General features: G+C 27.3%; 19 protein-coding genes. 13 read left to right on the top strand and 6 right to left on the bottom strand.

What is annotated here, in order from left to right:
* Positions 1–61 precede the first annotated feature (61 nt).
* Together CX675_RS12025 and CX675_RS12020 are read right to left on the bottom strand one after the other, a co-directional pair.
* Complete coding sequence (locus CX675_RS12025; RefSeq protein WP_130735487.1) at positions 62–319, bottom strand: hypothetical protein; 258 nt, start codon at positions 317–319, stop codon at positions 62–64.
* Between the two features lie 158 nt (positions 320–477).
* Complete coding sequence (locus CX675_RS12020) at positions 478–699, bottom strand: hypothetical protein (RefSeq protein ID WP_130735486.1); 222 nt, start codon at positions 697–699, stop codon at positions 478–480.
* Between the two features lie 139 nt (positions 700–838).
* On the opposite strand from CX675_RS12020, the gene CX675_RS12015 reads away from it, so the two are divergent.
* Together CX675_RS12015 and CX675_RS12010 are read left to right on the top strand one after the other, a co-directional pair.
* A complete protein-coding gene (locus tag CX675_RS12015; protein WP_130735485.1) occupies positions 839–1,330 on the top strand; it encodes a helix-turn-helix domain-containing protein in 492 nt (163 codons plus the stop codon).
* Positions 1,331–1,360: 30 nt separating this feature from the next.
* Entirely contained in the window at positions 1,361–2,530 is a 1,170-nt protein-coding gene (locus CX675_RS12010) for a hypothetical protein (RefSeq protein WP_130735484.1), read from the top strand.
* A 34-nt stretch (positions 2,531–2,564) separates the two neighbouring features.
* On the opposite strand, the gene CX675_RS12005 is transcribed toward CX675_RS12010, so the two are convergent.
* Genes CX675_RS12005 through CX675_RS11995 form a run of 3 tightly spaced genes read right to left on the bottom strand, consistent with a single transcriptional unit; the run spans position 2,565 to position 3,381 of the window.
* Positions 2,565–2,771 (bottom strand): hypothetical protein, encoded by a 207-nt coding sequence (locus CX675_RS12005; RefSeq protein WP_130735483.1) that lies wholly within the window; start codon positions 2,769–2,771, stop codon positions 2,565–2,567.
* Positions 2,772–2,781: 10 nt separating this feature from the next.
* The gene (locus CX675_RS12000) at positions 2,782–3,228 is read right to left on the bottom strand and encodes a hypothetical protein (RefSeq protein ID WP_130735482.1); all 447 of its coding nucleotides are present in this window, start codon (positions 3,226–3,228) and stop codon (positions 2,782–2,784) included.
* A gap of 3 nt (positions 3,229–3,231) precedes the next feature.
* The gene (locus CX675_RS11995; protein ID WP_130735481.1) at positions 3,232–3,381 is read right to left on the bottom strand and encodes a ComC/BlpC family leader-containing pheromone/bacteriocin; all 150 of its coding nucleotides are present in this window, start codon (positions 3,379–3,381) and stop codon (positions 3,232–3,234) included.
* A gap of 316 nt (positions 3,382–3,697) precedes the next feature.
* Between CX675_RS11995 and CX675_RS11990 the strand changes: the two genes are divergently transcribed.
* The 11 genes from CX675_RS11990 to CX675_RS11945 all read left to right on the top strand — a co-directional run bounded on the left by CX675_RS11990 (position 3,698) and on the right by CX675_RS11945 (position 12,990).
* Positions 3,698–4,183: a hypothetical protein gene (locus CX675_RS11990; RefSeq protein ID WP_130735480.1), complete on the top strand. Its 486-nt coding sequence runs from the start codon at positions 3,698–3,700 to the stop codon at positions 4,181–4,183.
* 157 nt (positions 4,184–4,340) lie between these two features.
* Entirely contained in the window at positions 4,341–5,198 is an 858-nt protein-coding gene (locus CX675_RS11985; protein WP_130735479.1) for a DUF4238 domain-containing protein, read from the top strand.
* 158 nt (positions 5,199–5,356) lie between these two features.
* A complete protein-coding gene (locus CX675_RS20260; RefSeq protein ID WP_255509226.1) occupies positions 5,357–5,488 on the top strand; it encodes a hypothetical protein in 132 nt (43 codons plus the stop codon).
* Positions 5,489–5,510: 22 nt separating this feature from the next.
* Positions 5,511–6,260, top strand: a complete 750-nt coding sequence (locus CX675_RS11980) for a hypothetical protein (protein WP_130735478.1) — start codon at positions 5,511–5,513, stop codon at positions 6,258–6,260.
* Between the two features lie 25 nt (positions 6,261–6,285).
* Complete coding sequence (locus CX675_RS11975) at positions 6,286–6,780, top strand: dual specificity protein phosphatase (RefSeq protein ID WP_130735477.1); 495 nt, start codon at positions 6,286–6,288, stop codon at positions 6,778–6,780.
* Positions 6,781–6,843: 63 nt separating this feature from the next.
* Positions 6,844–7,215, top strand: coding sequence for a hypothetical protein (locus CX675_RS11970; RefSeq protein WP_130735476.1), 372 nt, complete (start codon positions 6,844–6,846; stop codon positions 7,213–7,215).
* Positions 7,216–7,365: 150 nt separating this feature from the next.
* Complete coding sequence (locus CX675_RS11965) at positions 7,366–7,995, top strand: hypothetical protein (protein WP_130735475.1); 630 nt, start codon at positions 7,366–7,368, stop codon at positions 7,993–7,995.
* A 15-nt stretch (positions 7,996–8,010) separates the two neighbouring features.
* Entirely contained in the window at positions 8,011–8,517 is a 507-nt protein-coding gene (locus tag CX675_RS11960; protein ID WP_130735474.1) for a hypothetical protein, read from the top strand.
* Positions 8,518–8,685: 168 nt separating this feature from the next.
* Complete coding sequence (locus CX675_RS11955; RefSeq protein ID WP_130735473.1) at positions 8,686–10,818, top strand: AAA family ATPase; 2,133 nt, start codon at positions 8,686–8,688, stop codon at positions 10,816–10,818.
* A gap of 499 nt (positions 10,819–11,317) precedes the next feature.
* The gene (locus tag CX675_RS11950) at positions 11,318–12,115 is read left to right on the top strand and encodes a HipA family kinase (protein ID WP_130735472.1); all 798 of its coding nucleotides are present in this window, start codon (positions 11,318–11,320) and stop codon (positions 12,113–12,115) included.
* Complete coding sequence (locus CX675_RS11945) at positions 12,112–12,990, top strand: DUF3037 domain-containing protein (RefSeq protein WP_130735471.1); 879 nt, start codon at positions 12,112–12,114, stop codon at positions 12,988–12,990. Before CX675_RS11950 ends, CX675_RS11945 begins: the two co-directional genes overlap by 4 nt.
* A gap of 51 nt (positions 12,991–13,041) precedes the next feature.
* Here the strand turns inward: CX675_RS11945 and CX675_RS11940 are convergent, their stop codons facing one another.
* Entirely contained in the window at positions 13,042–14,238 is a 1,197-nt protein-coding gene (locus tag CX675_RS11940; protein ID WP_130735470.1) for a phage integrase SAM-like domain-containing protein, read from the bottom strand.
* Between the last annotated feature and the right edge of the window lie 81 nt (positions 14,239–14,319).

Genomic DNA, 14,319 nt, shown 5'->3' with positions numbered 1-14,319 from the left:
TTTATACTGCTTGTTAAGCGTGAAGTGTTGGGAGTGTGTATATTCTTATTTCTATATCTTTCTAATCTAGTAAGGTTTTTTGTTTGTACTGCCTTACTTTTAATTTTAGTTCACTTTCTTCTTTCCCTTCTTGTTTACCAAAATCGTACGTTAAACGATGTAATACACCGGCTATTTTAGAAACTTTATCATGGTAATCGCATGGCTCTATAAGAATTTCTCTAATTTCTTTTGTAGCCGTATGGTATAATCCTTTAGTTTCTCTTTCAGAGTTTAACAAGTTGATTAACTCGTCTTCATTATTGCTTTGAACACTCATATTTTTTATTTTTCATCTTTGGTAAAAAACACAACCCATTTAGTTATTCACGGATTAATGCTGTAACATTAATCCTATTGTTAAACCATTTAAACCACATTGACCATGGACAAACTACAATTTGTAAAATGTTCAAGTGCTGTTATTTAAGGTTCATTTTATGAGTTGTGTTTATTATTTATTTCTACTTCTTCCTCGTTTGGCACAGTTTTAGTTTTGGTTCTTGGATAAATAATTTTATCTATTGCATGAGTACTTAAGCCAAACTCCGTAGCAGTTACTGAAAGAGCCTTATTCCCTCTTCCAGTAATTTTTTTTACTTCCTCATATCGAGATTTTATTTTCTCGTTCCTCATCTTTTGATATTCTGCTACAGTCATTATTTTTTCGTACTTTGATACGACAAACCTATGAATATTTTTCTAATTGTTCGGATAATTTTCTAATTAATTTTAGGATATTTTTCTAATAATTATTTAAAATACTGATAATCAATGTTTTGTAAATTAAAAAATTTGTATGAAAAACTACATTTCGGAAAATATTTCTTATTTAGTGAATAAAGTAAGAAGCTCGCAAGATGAATTTGGGGCTATGTTTGATTTAAAAAAGAGCTCTGTAAGTTCATATGTTTCAAAGAAAGCTCTTCCTAAAATAGATACTATTCAAAGAATTTGTGAATACTTCAATATTACAATAGATGAATTCATCAATACTGATTTATCGGACAAAAAAAATGCTTTAGCTGGGCCAAAAACAACCACTAAAGCAGATACAAATACAGAAAACATTGCTAAAGAAATTCAGTTAAGAGACGAACTTATTGCAATGTATAAAGACAAAATTGAAGCTTTAACCAAAGAAATTAAACACGATGAAGCTTTGGCTCGCATTGAACAAAAAGTAGATCAATCGAACATCATTTTTAAAGAGCTGGAAGAACACTTCGAATACTTAAATTTAAAAGAGAATTTAGAAAAAGCGAAGAGTTTGAAAGGTCAAAAGAAGTAATTTTTGTTAGTTAAATTCAATAAAGTCAAAATGAAAGAAAACAAAAGAAGGATTGTGCATTGGGATTTTGTTACTAAAATTATTTTAGTAATTTCTTTTTTAACTATTATATTTTCTTTCATATCTCCTCTTATACTTACGTTACCAGCACATTCAGAAAAATTCAACTTTACAAATACTGGCCCAATTGGAGATACCATTGGTGGAATTATGAATCCATTTATCGCCTTAGCAGGTGTTTTTCTTACATTTTTAGCTTTCTATATGCAAATTAAAGCAAATGAAATTCAAATAGATCAGTTTCAAAAAGGAATAAAAAGAGAAAGAAATTTAAGAATTTTGAATGAAAAAAAAGATCTTTACAATAGATTAAGCTTATTAAAAATTGATTTAAAAGAGATTCAATCTGATATAAAATTTAAAGCAGAAAGACTTAAAAATTATTTTGAAAAAGAAAAAGAGTTTCCTTTTCAGACAAATATCTTAAAACGGACTTCCACTAAAAATTACACTAGAATATTAGAATTTGATAGACTCGGAATTTATAATGGCTTTGGTTTCTTTTTAAGTCATAAAAAAAATTGGATTGAGAATTTTAGTAGACTTTATGATGTTTTAGATTTCCTAACAGAGTACTTTCATGAGCTTTACAACACATATAATTATCATTCAGAAGATATATTTAAAAAAAAGAAATCTGTTATAGAAAATCTAACAACGCTTATGGATAACTTAACAGAATTTATGACTGCTTTTCATATGGAAAGATTTGGTGGCTTCTCAGATTCTGATTTCAATGAAGCTGATTTAGCGAAAAATACAATAGAAAAGTATCACGAAATAATCAATGAAAATTATGATGAGAATAACAACCTCATTAAAGAAACAGATTTAGAAAAAATTAATACAGAAGTTTTAAAAAAATTCATCACTGAGGCTAATATGTTAAGAAACAAAAAAATGATTTTTGACCCAAGATTAGACCCTATACTTAGATTAGCAATGAGTATTACAAATGAAATGAATTTGATAAGACAAAATGCCCTTAACTTTGCAGCTTCTATAGAAAATGAATACAATAATTTAGTAATTGATGAAAAAGATAATAAAAGCTATCTAACAATAATCAATGAAATTCAAAGTATTTTAGAGGAAGAATTAAGTAAAATCAATTTAGAAGAGGAAGAAATAGACAACTAAAAAACGTGCTTGTCATTTATATATTCAAAGACTATTAATTAATTATTTTCCAGAAAAAGTCTCGCAAAGCATTATCTTTCTTAATGCTTTTTATTTTTTTCATTTCCTTTTCCACGTTTAGAATAATAGCTTCATACTCCTGATCTGTCAACAAACCGCGTTCGAGCTTGTCGATAGCTTCAGAAACTATAAAGTTAAGTTCTTTATATGTAGAAATTGGTTTATTATTCTTTAAACTCATTAATTCTAATCTACTTTTTCTTGATTTTTAAAACAGTTAAATCAAAGATATTTTCAAGCAATTTTAATTTAGCATTCTTGTTTTCGGTTTCTATTTTTTCTTTGTTTACAATCATAGATATTAAAGAAACTATGATTAACAATGCTAAAGAGAACCCAAGCACATAAAGGTTAAAATAAGATTTGTTGTCGTAATCGTTTGAGAAAAAAATCCAGTAAAGAGATAGAGAAATTAAATAGATTGGGGCTAAATAACTTATTCTATAAGGTTTAAATTGTGCAGCAATAATAAGTAGTAATTGGCTTACCATCATAGATAACCAAAATACAAAGTTTGAAGTAGAGTTAAATCCGTAAATATTTTTAAATTCAATATGGTAATGACTTACATATAAGTCACTTAATAGAATCATTCCTGATACAAGTACCAGGAATGAAGCAATTATTCTTTTTGTCATTTTTTAACCGTTCCCATTTGTTTTAGGTCTTCCGCCACCTCTATCGATATCTTCTTCAACATCGGTCGTTGTTGTGGTATCATCACCGCCTTTGATTGTTTTTAAATGTTTGTTGGTTAGCTTTTGAAATTGAAAAAATTCCATTTTTTTCATAATAAAATTGTTTTAAATTAATAATACTATAAAAGTACTTAATTCTTAAAACAAGAAACAAACAGGAACAAAGTAAAAGAATTTATTTGTTAAAATGCTTACAGGATTTTTATAGATTTTGTTAAAATATACGTATAAATACGTACAAAAAACAGGTAAAAATACGTATTTATACGTATAGGAATTTTAAAAGTGATGGGGTATATTTGAGAAGTGAACATCGTTTATAAATCTAAAAAATATAGATTAATGATTGTTTTTATAGTTTATATACAATTTACGAGCAGTTTTGCAAAACATAATGTTTAAACAATCTATGACAATAAAACCGACAGTAAAATTAGATTTAATATTAAAAAAAATATCAGAAGCTCCTGAATTCATTGCTTCAAAAGATTTATTCGAAAATGTCAAAAACGTAATAGAAGGAAGAGAACTTACACCCATTGTAGATAAATTATTTATTGATGGTTATATTGACAAGAAAGTTTTAGATAAATATAATGAATCACAATTAACACCTCCATATTATTGTAGAATAACTTATTCAGGACTAATATTTTTAGAACGTGGTGGTTATGTTGAAGAAAATAATAAAATTAGATTAAAAAATATTTGGACAAAAACAAAAACTCTAGCAAACATTTTTTATTCAATACTTATTTTATTAATAGCAGCTGCAGGGGTATACTTTACAATAGAATCAAAAGAAAAAGATAAAATTATTAAACAAAAAAACATGCAAATCAAAAATTTAACTATAAAGCTAGAAAAAAAAGCAATTATTAATAAAAATAAATAATTAATGATTGCCTATTAATTAAGTTTATAAAAATTTTATTGATGTCTTAATTTCAAATATATTGATTAATAAATTAAAACATTTATAAATTAAAAAGTTTATTTAATTTTTGGTATTAATTAACAAGTAACTAACTATTGAAAAAATATTATTACTTATGAATAACATTTCTTGGAGACATCATTATTTACCTGTTTTTTACCTTAAAGGCTTTACAAATGATTCAGGTCTTTTAAAAATATTTAATGTCGAGGAAAAACGTTTTTTAAAAAATGGAAAAGAATTTTCACCAGAATCTTTCTTTTTTGAAAAGAATTCAAACACTGTAATTTTTGGAAGTAAAAAAAGTGATTTTATAGAGAAATGTTATGCAGAGTTTGACAATGAAATGGCAACTTTAATTGAAAAAATTCGTCTTTCAGATTATAGCACTAATTATGGAGTAACCGATGATGATATGCCTAGAATGAATCATTTTGTAAGTTTAATGTATTGGCGTTTGCCAAATAAAAGAGAAGAGTTAAAAAAAATTATTATTGATAACGATATAGAAACATTAGGATTAGAGCTAAAAAATAAAGAAGGGGTTATCAATAATGAAATAAAAGAAAAATTCAAAAATTCAGAACCATTCCATATTTCTTATAGATATTATAATTCTTTAATGGATTCACTACGAGGGTTTGAATGTAGAACACCTTATTCAATAATTGAAAGCCACAAGAATTTACCGTCTGTATGTTCAGATAATCCAGTAATTTTTGAAAATGATAATCCAAAAGTCTACGCTGATAATTATCTATTCCCATTGTCAGGTAAAAGATTGTTTATAAAAGCAAACCGTAGAAATGAATTTCCTCCATATTTAAGAATGCTTGTTGATGCAGTTGTATATAAACAAGCTCAAAAATATGTTAGTTGTACAGATGAGTCATATCTGAATGTTTTAGATACTTTATTTGAAAGGCAAAACCTAAAAGAATTAAAAGCAGAAATATTTCGAATAATAAAATAACCTATGTTTATTAATATAGATGACACAAATAGATAACGCAGATTTGTAATCCGTGCAATAGATTAAATTAATATAAATTAAAAACTCATTACGGAAAACCGTAATTAAATAGAAAGTATATACTGTATTTTAGCGTAAAACAATTAAAAATATAGATTATGTCACTTAAACCAGGACCAAAAAGAATAGCAAAGTCTACAGGAGAACCAGACAAACGACAAAGAGACAATAAAGACACTCCAGGAAACACTCCATCATTAAAACCACCTAAGAGACAGGAGAATAAATAACCTTAGTAAACAACCAATTATTATGACGAAAAAACTACTTTTTATTTTATCTGTTTTAATATTAATTTCTTGTGGAAAAAGCAAAGAAGAATTAGAGTTAGAAAAAGCTAAAATTGATTTAGAAAAAACAAAACTAGAATTGCTGAAAGAGAAAAAAGAGCATGAAAACAATGAAAAGAAAAATGAATTAAACAAAATTCATGAGCAAAAATTACAAGTTGGTTTAAACAAACGTAGACAAAAATTAAACGAATATTTAGACAACGCAAAAAACGAACTTAAAAAAGCGAAAGAACATTTAAATTCAGTAAATAGTTTTAAACTAGGACGTTTAAAATCTACTAAAGAAAAACAAGTATTTGAAGCCTCAAAAAAAATCTACGATATTGAAAAATCAATTGATGGATTAGAAAATGCATTATCGGAATTGGAACTAAGACAAACTTTTGCTTTTCAAGATAACCCAAAAAGTTTAATTGAATATTTATTCAAAAGTTTTAAAAACAAAGACTTTAAGAATATTAAATTTTTAGTTGATCCTTATGCTGAAAACTCTAATAAAGTTGAATATATATATTTATTAAAATATTTTCCAGGAACTGAACAAGATAAATTTCTTAATGAAGTTTCTAATTGCAGAGTTATGGGAGCTCCTATAATAGATAATGATAAAGCAGCAATTGAATTTGCTTATGGTGAGAGCTCTAATAAGCTTGCTAAAATGACATTTATCAAAAGAATGGATAAGTGGTATATTTTTGGAAATGAATAATTTTAGAATATTTATACTAGCTTAAATGATAGAAATTGACAAAAATTTGTTTGTAGGGAATTTAACCGATTATGAAAATTATCAGTTTGATAATGATTATTGTTTTGTACAAGCTTGCAAAGAGCCTTGCCATAGAAAAGCATTAGGTTATACTGGAAGAAGTGTATCAGAAAATCATGCAGAATATCTAATTGCCTATCGAGAAAGAAAAATCATTTTAAATATGATTGACCCTCCAACCGCAAAATATTTTGAAAACAAAATGTTTGAAAGCTCATTAGCTTTTATTGATAAAAATTTAGAGGTTGGAAAAAAAGTATTAATTCATTGTAATAAAGGAATTTCGAGATCACCAAGTATTGGGCTGTTATATTTAGCAATTAATGGGAAGATACGAAATGAAAGTTTCACTTTAGCCGAAGAAGATTTCAAAAAAATATATCCAAATTATGAACCGAGTGGAATTAAAGAATTTTTAAATTTAAACTGGCAACATTATTTTAAAAATTATAAAAAATAAAAAAGGGAATGCTGTTAACAGTCATTTTTTTCAATATAGCAATCTAAATCCATAAAAAATAACATGAATAGTATAGAATTACAAAATAAATATTACGATAGTATCGTAAAACACTATTCCCTTCATTGTGAAAACAATGGAAATTATGATAGTTTTAAATATTTAATCAATAATGAATTCTGTTTTCAAAAAATAGATAATTTAATCATAAATAATCAACTAGTTACGTGGTGTTATCATGATTGCATTTCAGAGTATTGGAATACAGAATTCATTATTGATTTACTATTAAAAGTAAATATTGAAGATTTAGCTTTAAATAAATCTAATTCAGAGGATATCGAAAAGAACTCAAGTGAATATTATTATTTTGAAAATTACAACGATTTTCTAATTGCAAAAGATAAGTTTTTAATTACTTTTAATAATCATTAGTAAACTAAGAACATCCATTTCCTTTTATCTTGGGTTGATGATTTATAAAATAAAAATAATATTGAAAAACGCTATTTATAGCGCCTATACACCCAATATTAGGTAGATTGGCGCTATGTAGTAGCGCATATATATTAGTTATGCACAATTATGAAAAACATACTACAAATCATATTTTTAATCACATTGATTTCATCGTGTACGACAAGTGGAAAAGTTACTAAAGCACCTTTAACTAGAGTAATAATTGAAGAAAATGAAGCTGATAAAACATTAAGTCTAACTTTCCAATTTATTGCAGCAATTGGTAGCTTAGCAACTGTTGGCTCTTTTATATTTCTTTTTAGAAGAGATAAAGATAAGCAAAGCCAAATAGACAAACTAACAAATCTGGTTTCAGCATTAAAAGACCTAAAAGACATTGAAAATAAAAAATTGAATCTTTCGATTAGACCAGATATAAAATTGAATAGTAGCGGATATAATGGAACAGATGGAGAATTAACAATAGATATTGAAAATATTGGACATAAAGCAACTTTAATCAAATTCGATTTAAAATCTGATGATTTAATTCTGCATAATGAACATCTTCCTTTTGTTATGGAAAACAATACTACGAGAAAAATATTTGCTAGAACAAACGGTGTAAAACATATAAAAGATTGTGAATACGAAATTCAGATTCATCATCTCGATAGACTTGGAAATTTGCATATTTCGATTATACACGGTATTGGCATAAGAAATACATTAAAAGAAACAAAATATAACTGTTAATAAATATATCAAAAAATGAAATTACTGAATAACCAATGGTTTGTTGGAATAACTTGTTCAATTATTGCATCCGTAATTTGGTCAATCGGAAATGAATACATCAAAATTGACATTTTAAATAAACTATTTGAATACAAAATTCAATTCTATTTATGGGAATTATTAATGTACATTTTTATTATTGCCGCAATAGTATTATTTGTGATCAAAATAATGAAAAATTTAAAATTCTTAAATTATAAAAATGATAACTGGTCTAATATTAACTGGATATGGGAATGGAAAAAAAATGAAAAAGGTCTATATGAAGTTAGTAATTTGAATATGTTATGTCCTAAATGTAACGATGGAGTTTTTACTGTCGCAACAATGTATTCAAAAAATTATGATTGTGTAAAATGTGGTTTTTCTATTCCAATCAATTCCTTTAAAAAACCTTTTTTATCTCAAATACAAGACGAAATATTTAATGAAGTAAAAAAGAAATTCCCTAAAGAAATTAAATTTATTGAAAATAAATAACTGTGCATAACAAGCGTTTGGCGAGATTGCGAATTTTGTGGTAAATTCACGTTTACGTTTCGCAAGAAATTTTATCTTTAACAGAAAATAATCGGTTCCGTAGCTCGCAACCTCGCCAAGCGCAGGAATGTTGGGCACAATTAAAAGGAACAGGATAAAACACTAAATATGGAAACAAAACTTGACAGATTTAAAGTCTACAATTTTCGGTCAATCGAAGAAAGTGATTGGATTGAAGCTTCCGATAATTCGTGCTTGGTTGGAACAAATGAAGCAGGAAAAACCAACTTATTGATTGCACTTTGGAAACTAAACCCAGTAAACAATGAACCAATTATTCCATTAGACGACTTTCCAAGACACCTTTACAGTAATTATAAAGCTGACAACCATAGTGAAGACGTTTTTATAGCGGCTGACTTCCTCTTAAAAGAGAAATTTCAAGAAGAAATTGCTAGAGAACTCAAATGTGACACCGAACAAATTAAGAGAGTCCTAGTTGAGCGAAGATATGATGGGAAATACTATATCAAATTTCCATATTCCAAAGTTGAAAGTTACGAGACTGAAACGGTTCGAGAATTATTCGAAAGCTTTGAATCTCACTTGTATGGTTCAGAAACGTTTCTGAAAGAATCGACTGATTTACAAGACAGTATCAAAGCTTTTCTTAAAAGCAAAATAGAAAAGTTCCCAAAGGACTTATTCTCAAAAACTCACACTTTAGAACTGAATGAATCAATTAAGAGTTTCATTCAAGAAAATTTTGGTAAAAAGAAAAATCTACCTGAAATATTTGAACTTAGTTTAATTAAAAAGCTGCAAAAAATGATTGACGCTTTTGATGGAAAACCTATTCAAAGCACTTCCGAGATAAACCAAAAAGTACTCAAGGAGATACCAAAATTTGTTTACTATTCAGACTATGGAAACTTAGATAGTGAAATCTATTTACCAAGAGTTATAGAGGATTTTGGAAGAGATGACCTGTCAGAATCGGCACGAGCGAAAGCAAGAACTCTTGACGTTCTTTTTAAATATGTGAAGTTGTCACCAACGGAGATATATGAACTTGGAAATGAAAGTAATACTATTGTTGAAAAGGTAAATCAGTATAATCAAGTTGTCAGTACAGAAGAAAAAGAATTAACCGAAGACGAAATAAGGGAATGGGCAGATAAAAAAAGGGAAAGAGGAATTTTGTTACGCTCAGCTGCGACACAATTAACACAAAAATTCAAAAAATGGTGGTTGCAAGGCGACTATATTTTTGATTTTCAAGCGGATGGTCGTCATTTCAGAATTAACGTCTCCGACAGTTTGCGACCTGAACCAATTGAGCTTGAGGGAAGAAGTCGTGGGCTACAATGGTTCTTTAGTTTTTTCTTAGTCTTTCTAGTAGAGACCAAAGAAGGACATTCTAATACGATTCTACTTCTAGACGAACCAGGATTATCATTACACCCAATTGCACAATACGATTTGGCTAAGTTCTTCAGAAAACTATCGGAAGACAATCAATTAATATACACCTCTCACTCTCCATTTTTAGTTGATATGGAGAATCTTGGCAACGTGAAGGCTGTATTTGTCGATACAAAAACAGGAAGGACAAAAGTTTCTTCTAATTTGAGATATAATGAAGAAGATGCCGAGAAATCTATTTTTCCAGTTCACGCGGCTCTTGGACTTACTGTTTCTGACACATTACTACTAGGTTGTTTACCAATTTTGGTCGAAGGTCCAAGTGACCAGATTTATCTGAGCTTGATTAAAAGACACTTAATTGGAAAAGGTGAATTAAAAAACACAAAAGAGATTGTATTCATACCTACAGGAGGTGTTCGTGGAATGGGGCCGGTAACTAAACTTGTTTCCTCTAGAGATGATAGTTTGCCTTATGTTTTACTTGATTCTGATAGTGTTGGTAAGGATTATCAAAAACAACTCACCAAGGGCAGATACAGAGACGAAAAAGATAAAGTATTGGGTGTTGCAGACTTTTTAGGAGATAAGGATTATGAAATAGAAGACTTAATACCTGTGACTAGTTTGATTCCAATTATTGACAGACAATATAGGTCTGACCAGTATTTTGAAGATTATTACAAAAAAGACGAGCCAATAGTTGACCAAATTGAAGCTTGGGCTACAAAAAACAACATTGAACTTGGGAAAGGCTGGAAAGTAGAGATTGCGAGAATTGCCCAAAATCGTTTTGATAAAGTAATGGAGAATGCCTCTAAGGAAATGGAAGACAATTGGAAGAAATTATTTGATAAACTAACTACAGAAAAATAAATAACTGTGCCCAACATTGGCTATACGTAATTCGGTATAAAGTGCTGATAGGAATGTGATTACATTAAATAAAATTTTAGGTATGCGGAAAGTGGAGTAACTTGAAATCCCGACCGAACGCAAAGCCCGAAAACGTTAAGAAACAATTTTAAACAATTCTAAAAGAGACTTTCCAGAGAAATCTGTCTAACTAAGATTAAATTTGGAAATATAAAAACAAAAAACTTCGTATAAACACCCAATATCAGGTAGATTGGCTCTACGTAGTAGCGCCTATATATTAGTTGGCAATAATAATAGAAGAATCATGAAGGTAATAAATTTAACAATTTTAATAATTAAAATATTAAAATATTAACTTAGATTATTTATTATAAAAAAAAATACGATAATTAATTATTAATCAAATAGTTTACTTAAATAATTAAAAAACTTGAATAAATTAAATATCTTACTAAACTGCTATATTAACTTTGTCATAATTACATAATATAAATCAATGCAGGAATTAAAAATAAATAATTTTGAAACTGTTATAAAAGGGGGGAGTTCAAAACCTATCTTAATTAATGCTTTTAATCATGAAGGAATTGAAAAAGCATATGTAATGAAGACTTATAAAAGTAAATTTGTTAAAGAGAACTTTTCTATAGCAAAGGAAATATTAGTAACTGAACTCGCTAAAGAATTTGACTTGCCTGTTCCAGAATATGGAATAATTAAGATTGACAATAAAGATCTAAAAGGACTTTATAATGATGAAGAAATTAAATTGCTAGATAAAGGGTATAAATTTTGTACTGAATATCATGAAGGATATGTAATCATGAGCTCTTTAGCTTCATCTAAATTTTTAAAACAATTTGAAGTTGAAAATTTATTTGCCTTTGATAATTTGATTATGAACGTAGATAGAGGAGGTTTTAGAAATAAACCTAATCTATTATTGAATGATGATGAAATTATGTTAATTGATCATGAACAAACACTAGCTTTTATAAATTCATTTGATAATAATAACATTAATTTTTTTAATACTTTCAATAACTTTTATTATAAAAATCACATATTTTGGGCAAATTTAAAAAGTATAAGAAATGATAAAAAAGAACATCTTTTTGAAGAATTCATAGAGATACTGAGGATGTTTAATATTGAAAAATTAAATTTAATTTTTGAAAAAATGGATTTTTATGGTATTGAATATGGTGAAAAAAATATTATTTTTGCGTACCTTTATTGGGCTAAACAAAATTGTAGTCATATTAATAAAGTATTAATTGACAGGTTGAAATGAAAAATAAAAAATATACATACAGTATTTTAAAGTACCAGCATTCTGCATTATTAGGAGAAAGCTTAAATATTGGTGTGCTTATTTATTTCCCTTTTATAGATAAATTTATTTTCAAATACTCAAAAAATTTATCTAGAGTAAAAGCAATCTATGATATAGTCTCTGAAAAAACTATTAAGCACTATTTAATTCAAATTGATAATTGTATAGAAAAATTAAATAGGAACGAATTACTCGATTTTGATATAGAAAAATTTGAATATTTTGATTTATTTATTGATAAATTTATATTACCCAGAGATGGAAGCGTTTTACAATTTTCTAAGAGTAAGCAATCGTTATTGAATAATGATAATATCGATTTTACCATTTCATATTTAATAAATAAGTTTTTGCTTGAGAAAGAAAGGCAAAATTCAGTTGCTTCAATTACTAAGGAACCTTTGTTGACAAGAAAATTTTATGGTTACCTCTCTAATTTAGATTTTGAGAAAATCAATATTAATAGCGATAAGTTTTATAAGAATTACAAAGTAGTAAATGAAACTGGAAATGAATTTAATTTTGATTATGCTTGGCAAAATGGAACGCTTAATCTTGTTAAACCTCTTAGTTTTGATTTAAAAGAGCCAAAAAGTATTGCAGAAAAAGCATATAAAAATTTTGGTTTGTTTACTGATCTTAAAAATGAAGCTGAAACTAATAATTTGAAATATGATTTATTAATTGGAAAGCCTGAATCAAAAGAATTATTTAGAGAATTTGACCATGCTTTAAATTTGCTTAACACACTTGATAAAGTAGATATAATTTTAGAGGATGATATTGAAAAGTACTCAAAAAAAGCGATTAAAGCATTAACTTTTGAATTGTAATTATATTCATAAGAAAACTTAATAAAATTGGCTAATTATTTTCAGATAATCCTAAAAATAATTAGCCAATTCCAATGCCTGGTCTGAACTACTTTTACCAATATAATTCAAAAACATCTTTTCCGTACTGTGTCCAGTAGCAGAAATAAGTAATGAAGTAGGTATGGTACCATAAAAATTAGTTGCAAAAGAACGGCGGCCAATATGTGAGGTAACCAATTCATATTTTTTATATTCTTTAAAGACTTTACGATTAGTTTCTTGATCATTCTTACCACCAAAAACTTCATCTAAAAGTCCGGACTTTTTACAAATAGATTTTATTAAAACATTATACTTAGGGTCGGTCATTTTTTTAGGAAAATGGCCTTCTCTTCTGTTTAAGATTGCAGTAACTTTTGGATGCAAAGGTAAAGTCATCTTTTTACCTGTTTTTTGCTGTGTAAATTCAATTAATTGCTTTCCTGAAACAGTTCTTACCATTTCTTTTTTAAAACGCATGAAATCGGAGATTCTTTGGCCAGTATAACAACTAATCAATAACCAATCTCTAGCATCTTGCTGCTCCTCTATTTTAAAATCGGTATTTTCAATTTTTTCTAAATCCTCAAAAGTGAGATAAACACTAATCGCTTTTTCTTGTTTGGTTTTAATTTCATCCAATTCAGAACTTATCACCAAACCTCGCTTCCTTGCATGAAGACAAATAGCTTTTATTTCCTTAAGATTATTAGCAATTGTGTTTTTACTATATCCTTTTTCAATATTGTAATTTTCAAACTCTTTTTTAAACTTTACATTGACATCTTTTAAGAGATAGCTTTTCTTTTTCTCTTTCTCTAGGCTCTTTAATTTATTTTGAACAACTTTTATTTTTAGAACTGTTCTATGATTCAAATCATTTTTTCTTTCTTCTAAATAAAAGTCAAAATAGGCAACTAATAGTTTTGGGATTTCATCATTCGAAGGGTTAATGAAATTTTTAAGCCACTGTAAATTTATTTCATCGTCTAAGTTATTATTGTAATAATTTAGTAACTTCGTTTTAAGTTCTTGCAGTTCAAAATCTAGATTTTTTAAATCAACATCCTTTAAATTCTTTGGACGTTGTTTTGATTCACTCCAATCTAATGGATTAATAATTAAATTCGTTTTTGTTTTAACATCAACTTTTCGACCATCAATTAATCGAATGTAAATATTAGCAGGATTACTTTTAGATTGAAGTAAGAATTTAATTGTCGCCATGTTTATTTAAAAAAGTAAACATAATAAAAAAAGCCGACATTTAGCCGACAATCGCTTTAATATTATAGAATCAAAAAGAAT

Origin of the sequence: Flavobacterium sp. J27 (assembly GCF_004303025.1) — a bacterium.
Taxonomy (GTDB): domain Bacteria; phylum Bacteroidota; class Bacteroidia; order Flavobacteriales; family Flavobacteriaceae; genus Flavobacterium.
The sequence above is the reverse complement of the archived record's forward strand: the minus strand, read 5'-3'. Positions and strand labels throughout refer to the sequence as shown.

What these genes read in the sequence shown, in the direction of transcription:
- CX675_RS12025 (WP_130735487.1), bottom strand. Translation starts at nt 319, where the DNA reads ATGAGTGTTCAAAGCAATAATGAAGACGAGTTAATCAACTTGTTAAAC.
- CX675_RS12020 (WP_130735486.1), bottom strand. Translation starts at nt 699, where the DNA reads ATGACTGTAGCAGAATATCAAAAGATGAGGAACGAGAAAATAAAATCT.
- CX675_RS12015 (WP_130735485.1), top strand. Translation starts at nt 839, where the DNA reads ATGAAAAACTACATTTCGGAAAATATTTCTTATTTAGTGAATAAAGTA.
- CX675_RS12010 (WP_130735484.1), top strand. Translation starts at nt 1,361, where the DNA reads ATGAAAGAAAACAAAAGAAGGATTGTGCATTGGGATTTTGTTACTAAA.
- CX675_RS12005 (WP_130735483.1), bottom strand. Translation starts at nt 2,771, where the DNA reads ATGAGTTTAAAGAATAATAAACCAATTTCTACATATAAAGAACTTAAC.
- CX675_RS12000 (WP_130735482.1), bottom strand. Translation starts at nt 3,228, where the DNA reads ATGACAAAAAGAATAATTGCTTCATTCCTGGTACTTGTATCAGGAATG.
- CX675_RS11995 (WP_130735481.1), bottom strand. Translation starts at nt 3,381, where the DNA reads ATGAAAAAAATGGAATTTTTTCAATTTCAAAAGCTAACCAACAAACAT.
- CX675_RS11990 (WP_130735480.1), top strand. Translation starts at nt 3,698, where the DNA reads ATGACAATAAAACCGACAGTAAAATTAGATTTAATATTAAAAAAAATA.
- CX675_RS11985 (WP_130735479.1), top strand. Translation starts at nt 4,341, where the DNA reads ATGAATAACATTTCTTGGAGACATCATTATTTACCTGTTTTTTACCTT.
- CX675_RS20260 (WP_255509226.1), top strand. Translation starts at nt 5,357, where the DNA reads ATGTCACTTAAACCAGGACCAAAAAGAATAGCAAAGTCTACAGGAGAA.
- CX675_RS11980 (WP_130735478.1), top strand. Translation starts at nt 5,511, where the DNA reads ATGACGAAAAAACTACTTTTTATTTTATCTGTTTTAATATTAATTTCT.
- CX675_RS11975 (WP_130735477.1), top strand. Translation starts at nt 6,286, where the DNA reads ATGATAGAAATTGACAAAAATTTGTTTGTAGGGAATTTAACCGATTAT.
- CX675_RS11970 (WP_130735476.1), top strand. Translation starts at nt 6,844, where the DNA reads ATGAATAGTATAGAATTACAAAATAAATATTACGATAGTATCGTAAAA.
- CX675_RS11965 (WP_130735475.1), top strand. Translation starts at nt 7,366, where the DNA reads ATGAAAAACATACTACAAATCATATTTTTAATCACATTGATTTCATCG.
- CX675_RS11960 (WP_130735474.1), top strand. Translation starts at nt 8,011, where the DNA reads ATGAAATTACTGAATAACCAATGGTTTGTTGGAATAACTTGTTCAATT.
- CX675_RS11955 (WP_130735473.1), top strand. Translation starts at nt 8,686, where the DNA reads ATGGAAACAAAACTTGACAGATTTAAAGTCTACAATTTTCGGTCAATC.
- CX675_RS11950 (WP_130735472.1), top strand. Translation starts at nt 11,318, where the DNA reads ATGCAGGAATTAAAAATAAATAATTTTGAAACTGTTATAAAAGGGGGG.
- CX675_RS11945 (WP_130735471.1), top strand. Translation starts at nt 12,112, where the DNA reads ATGAAAAATAAAAAATATACATACAGTATTTTAAAGTACCAGCATTCT.
- CX675_RS11940 (WP_130735470.1), bottom strand. Translation starts at nt 14,238, where the DNA reads ATGGCGACAATTAAATTCTTACTTCAATCTAAAAGTAATCCTGCTAAT.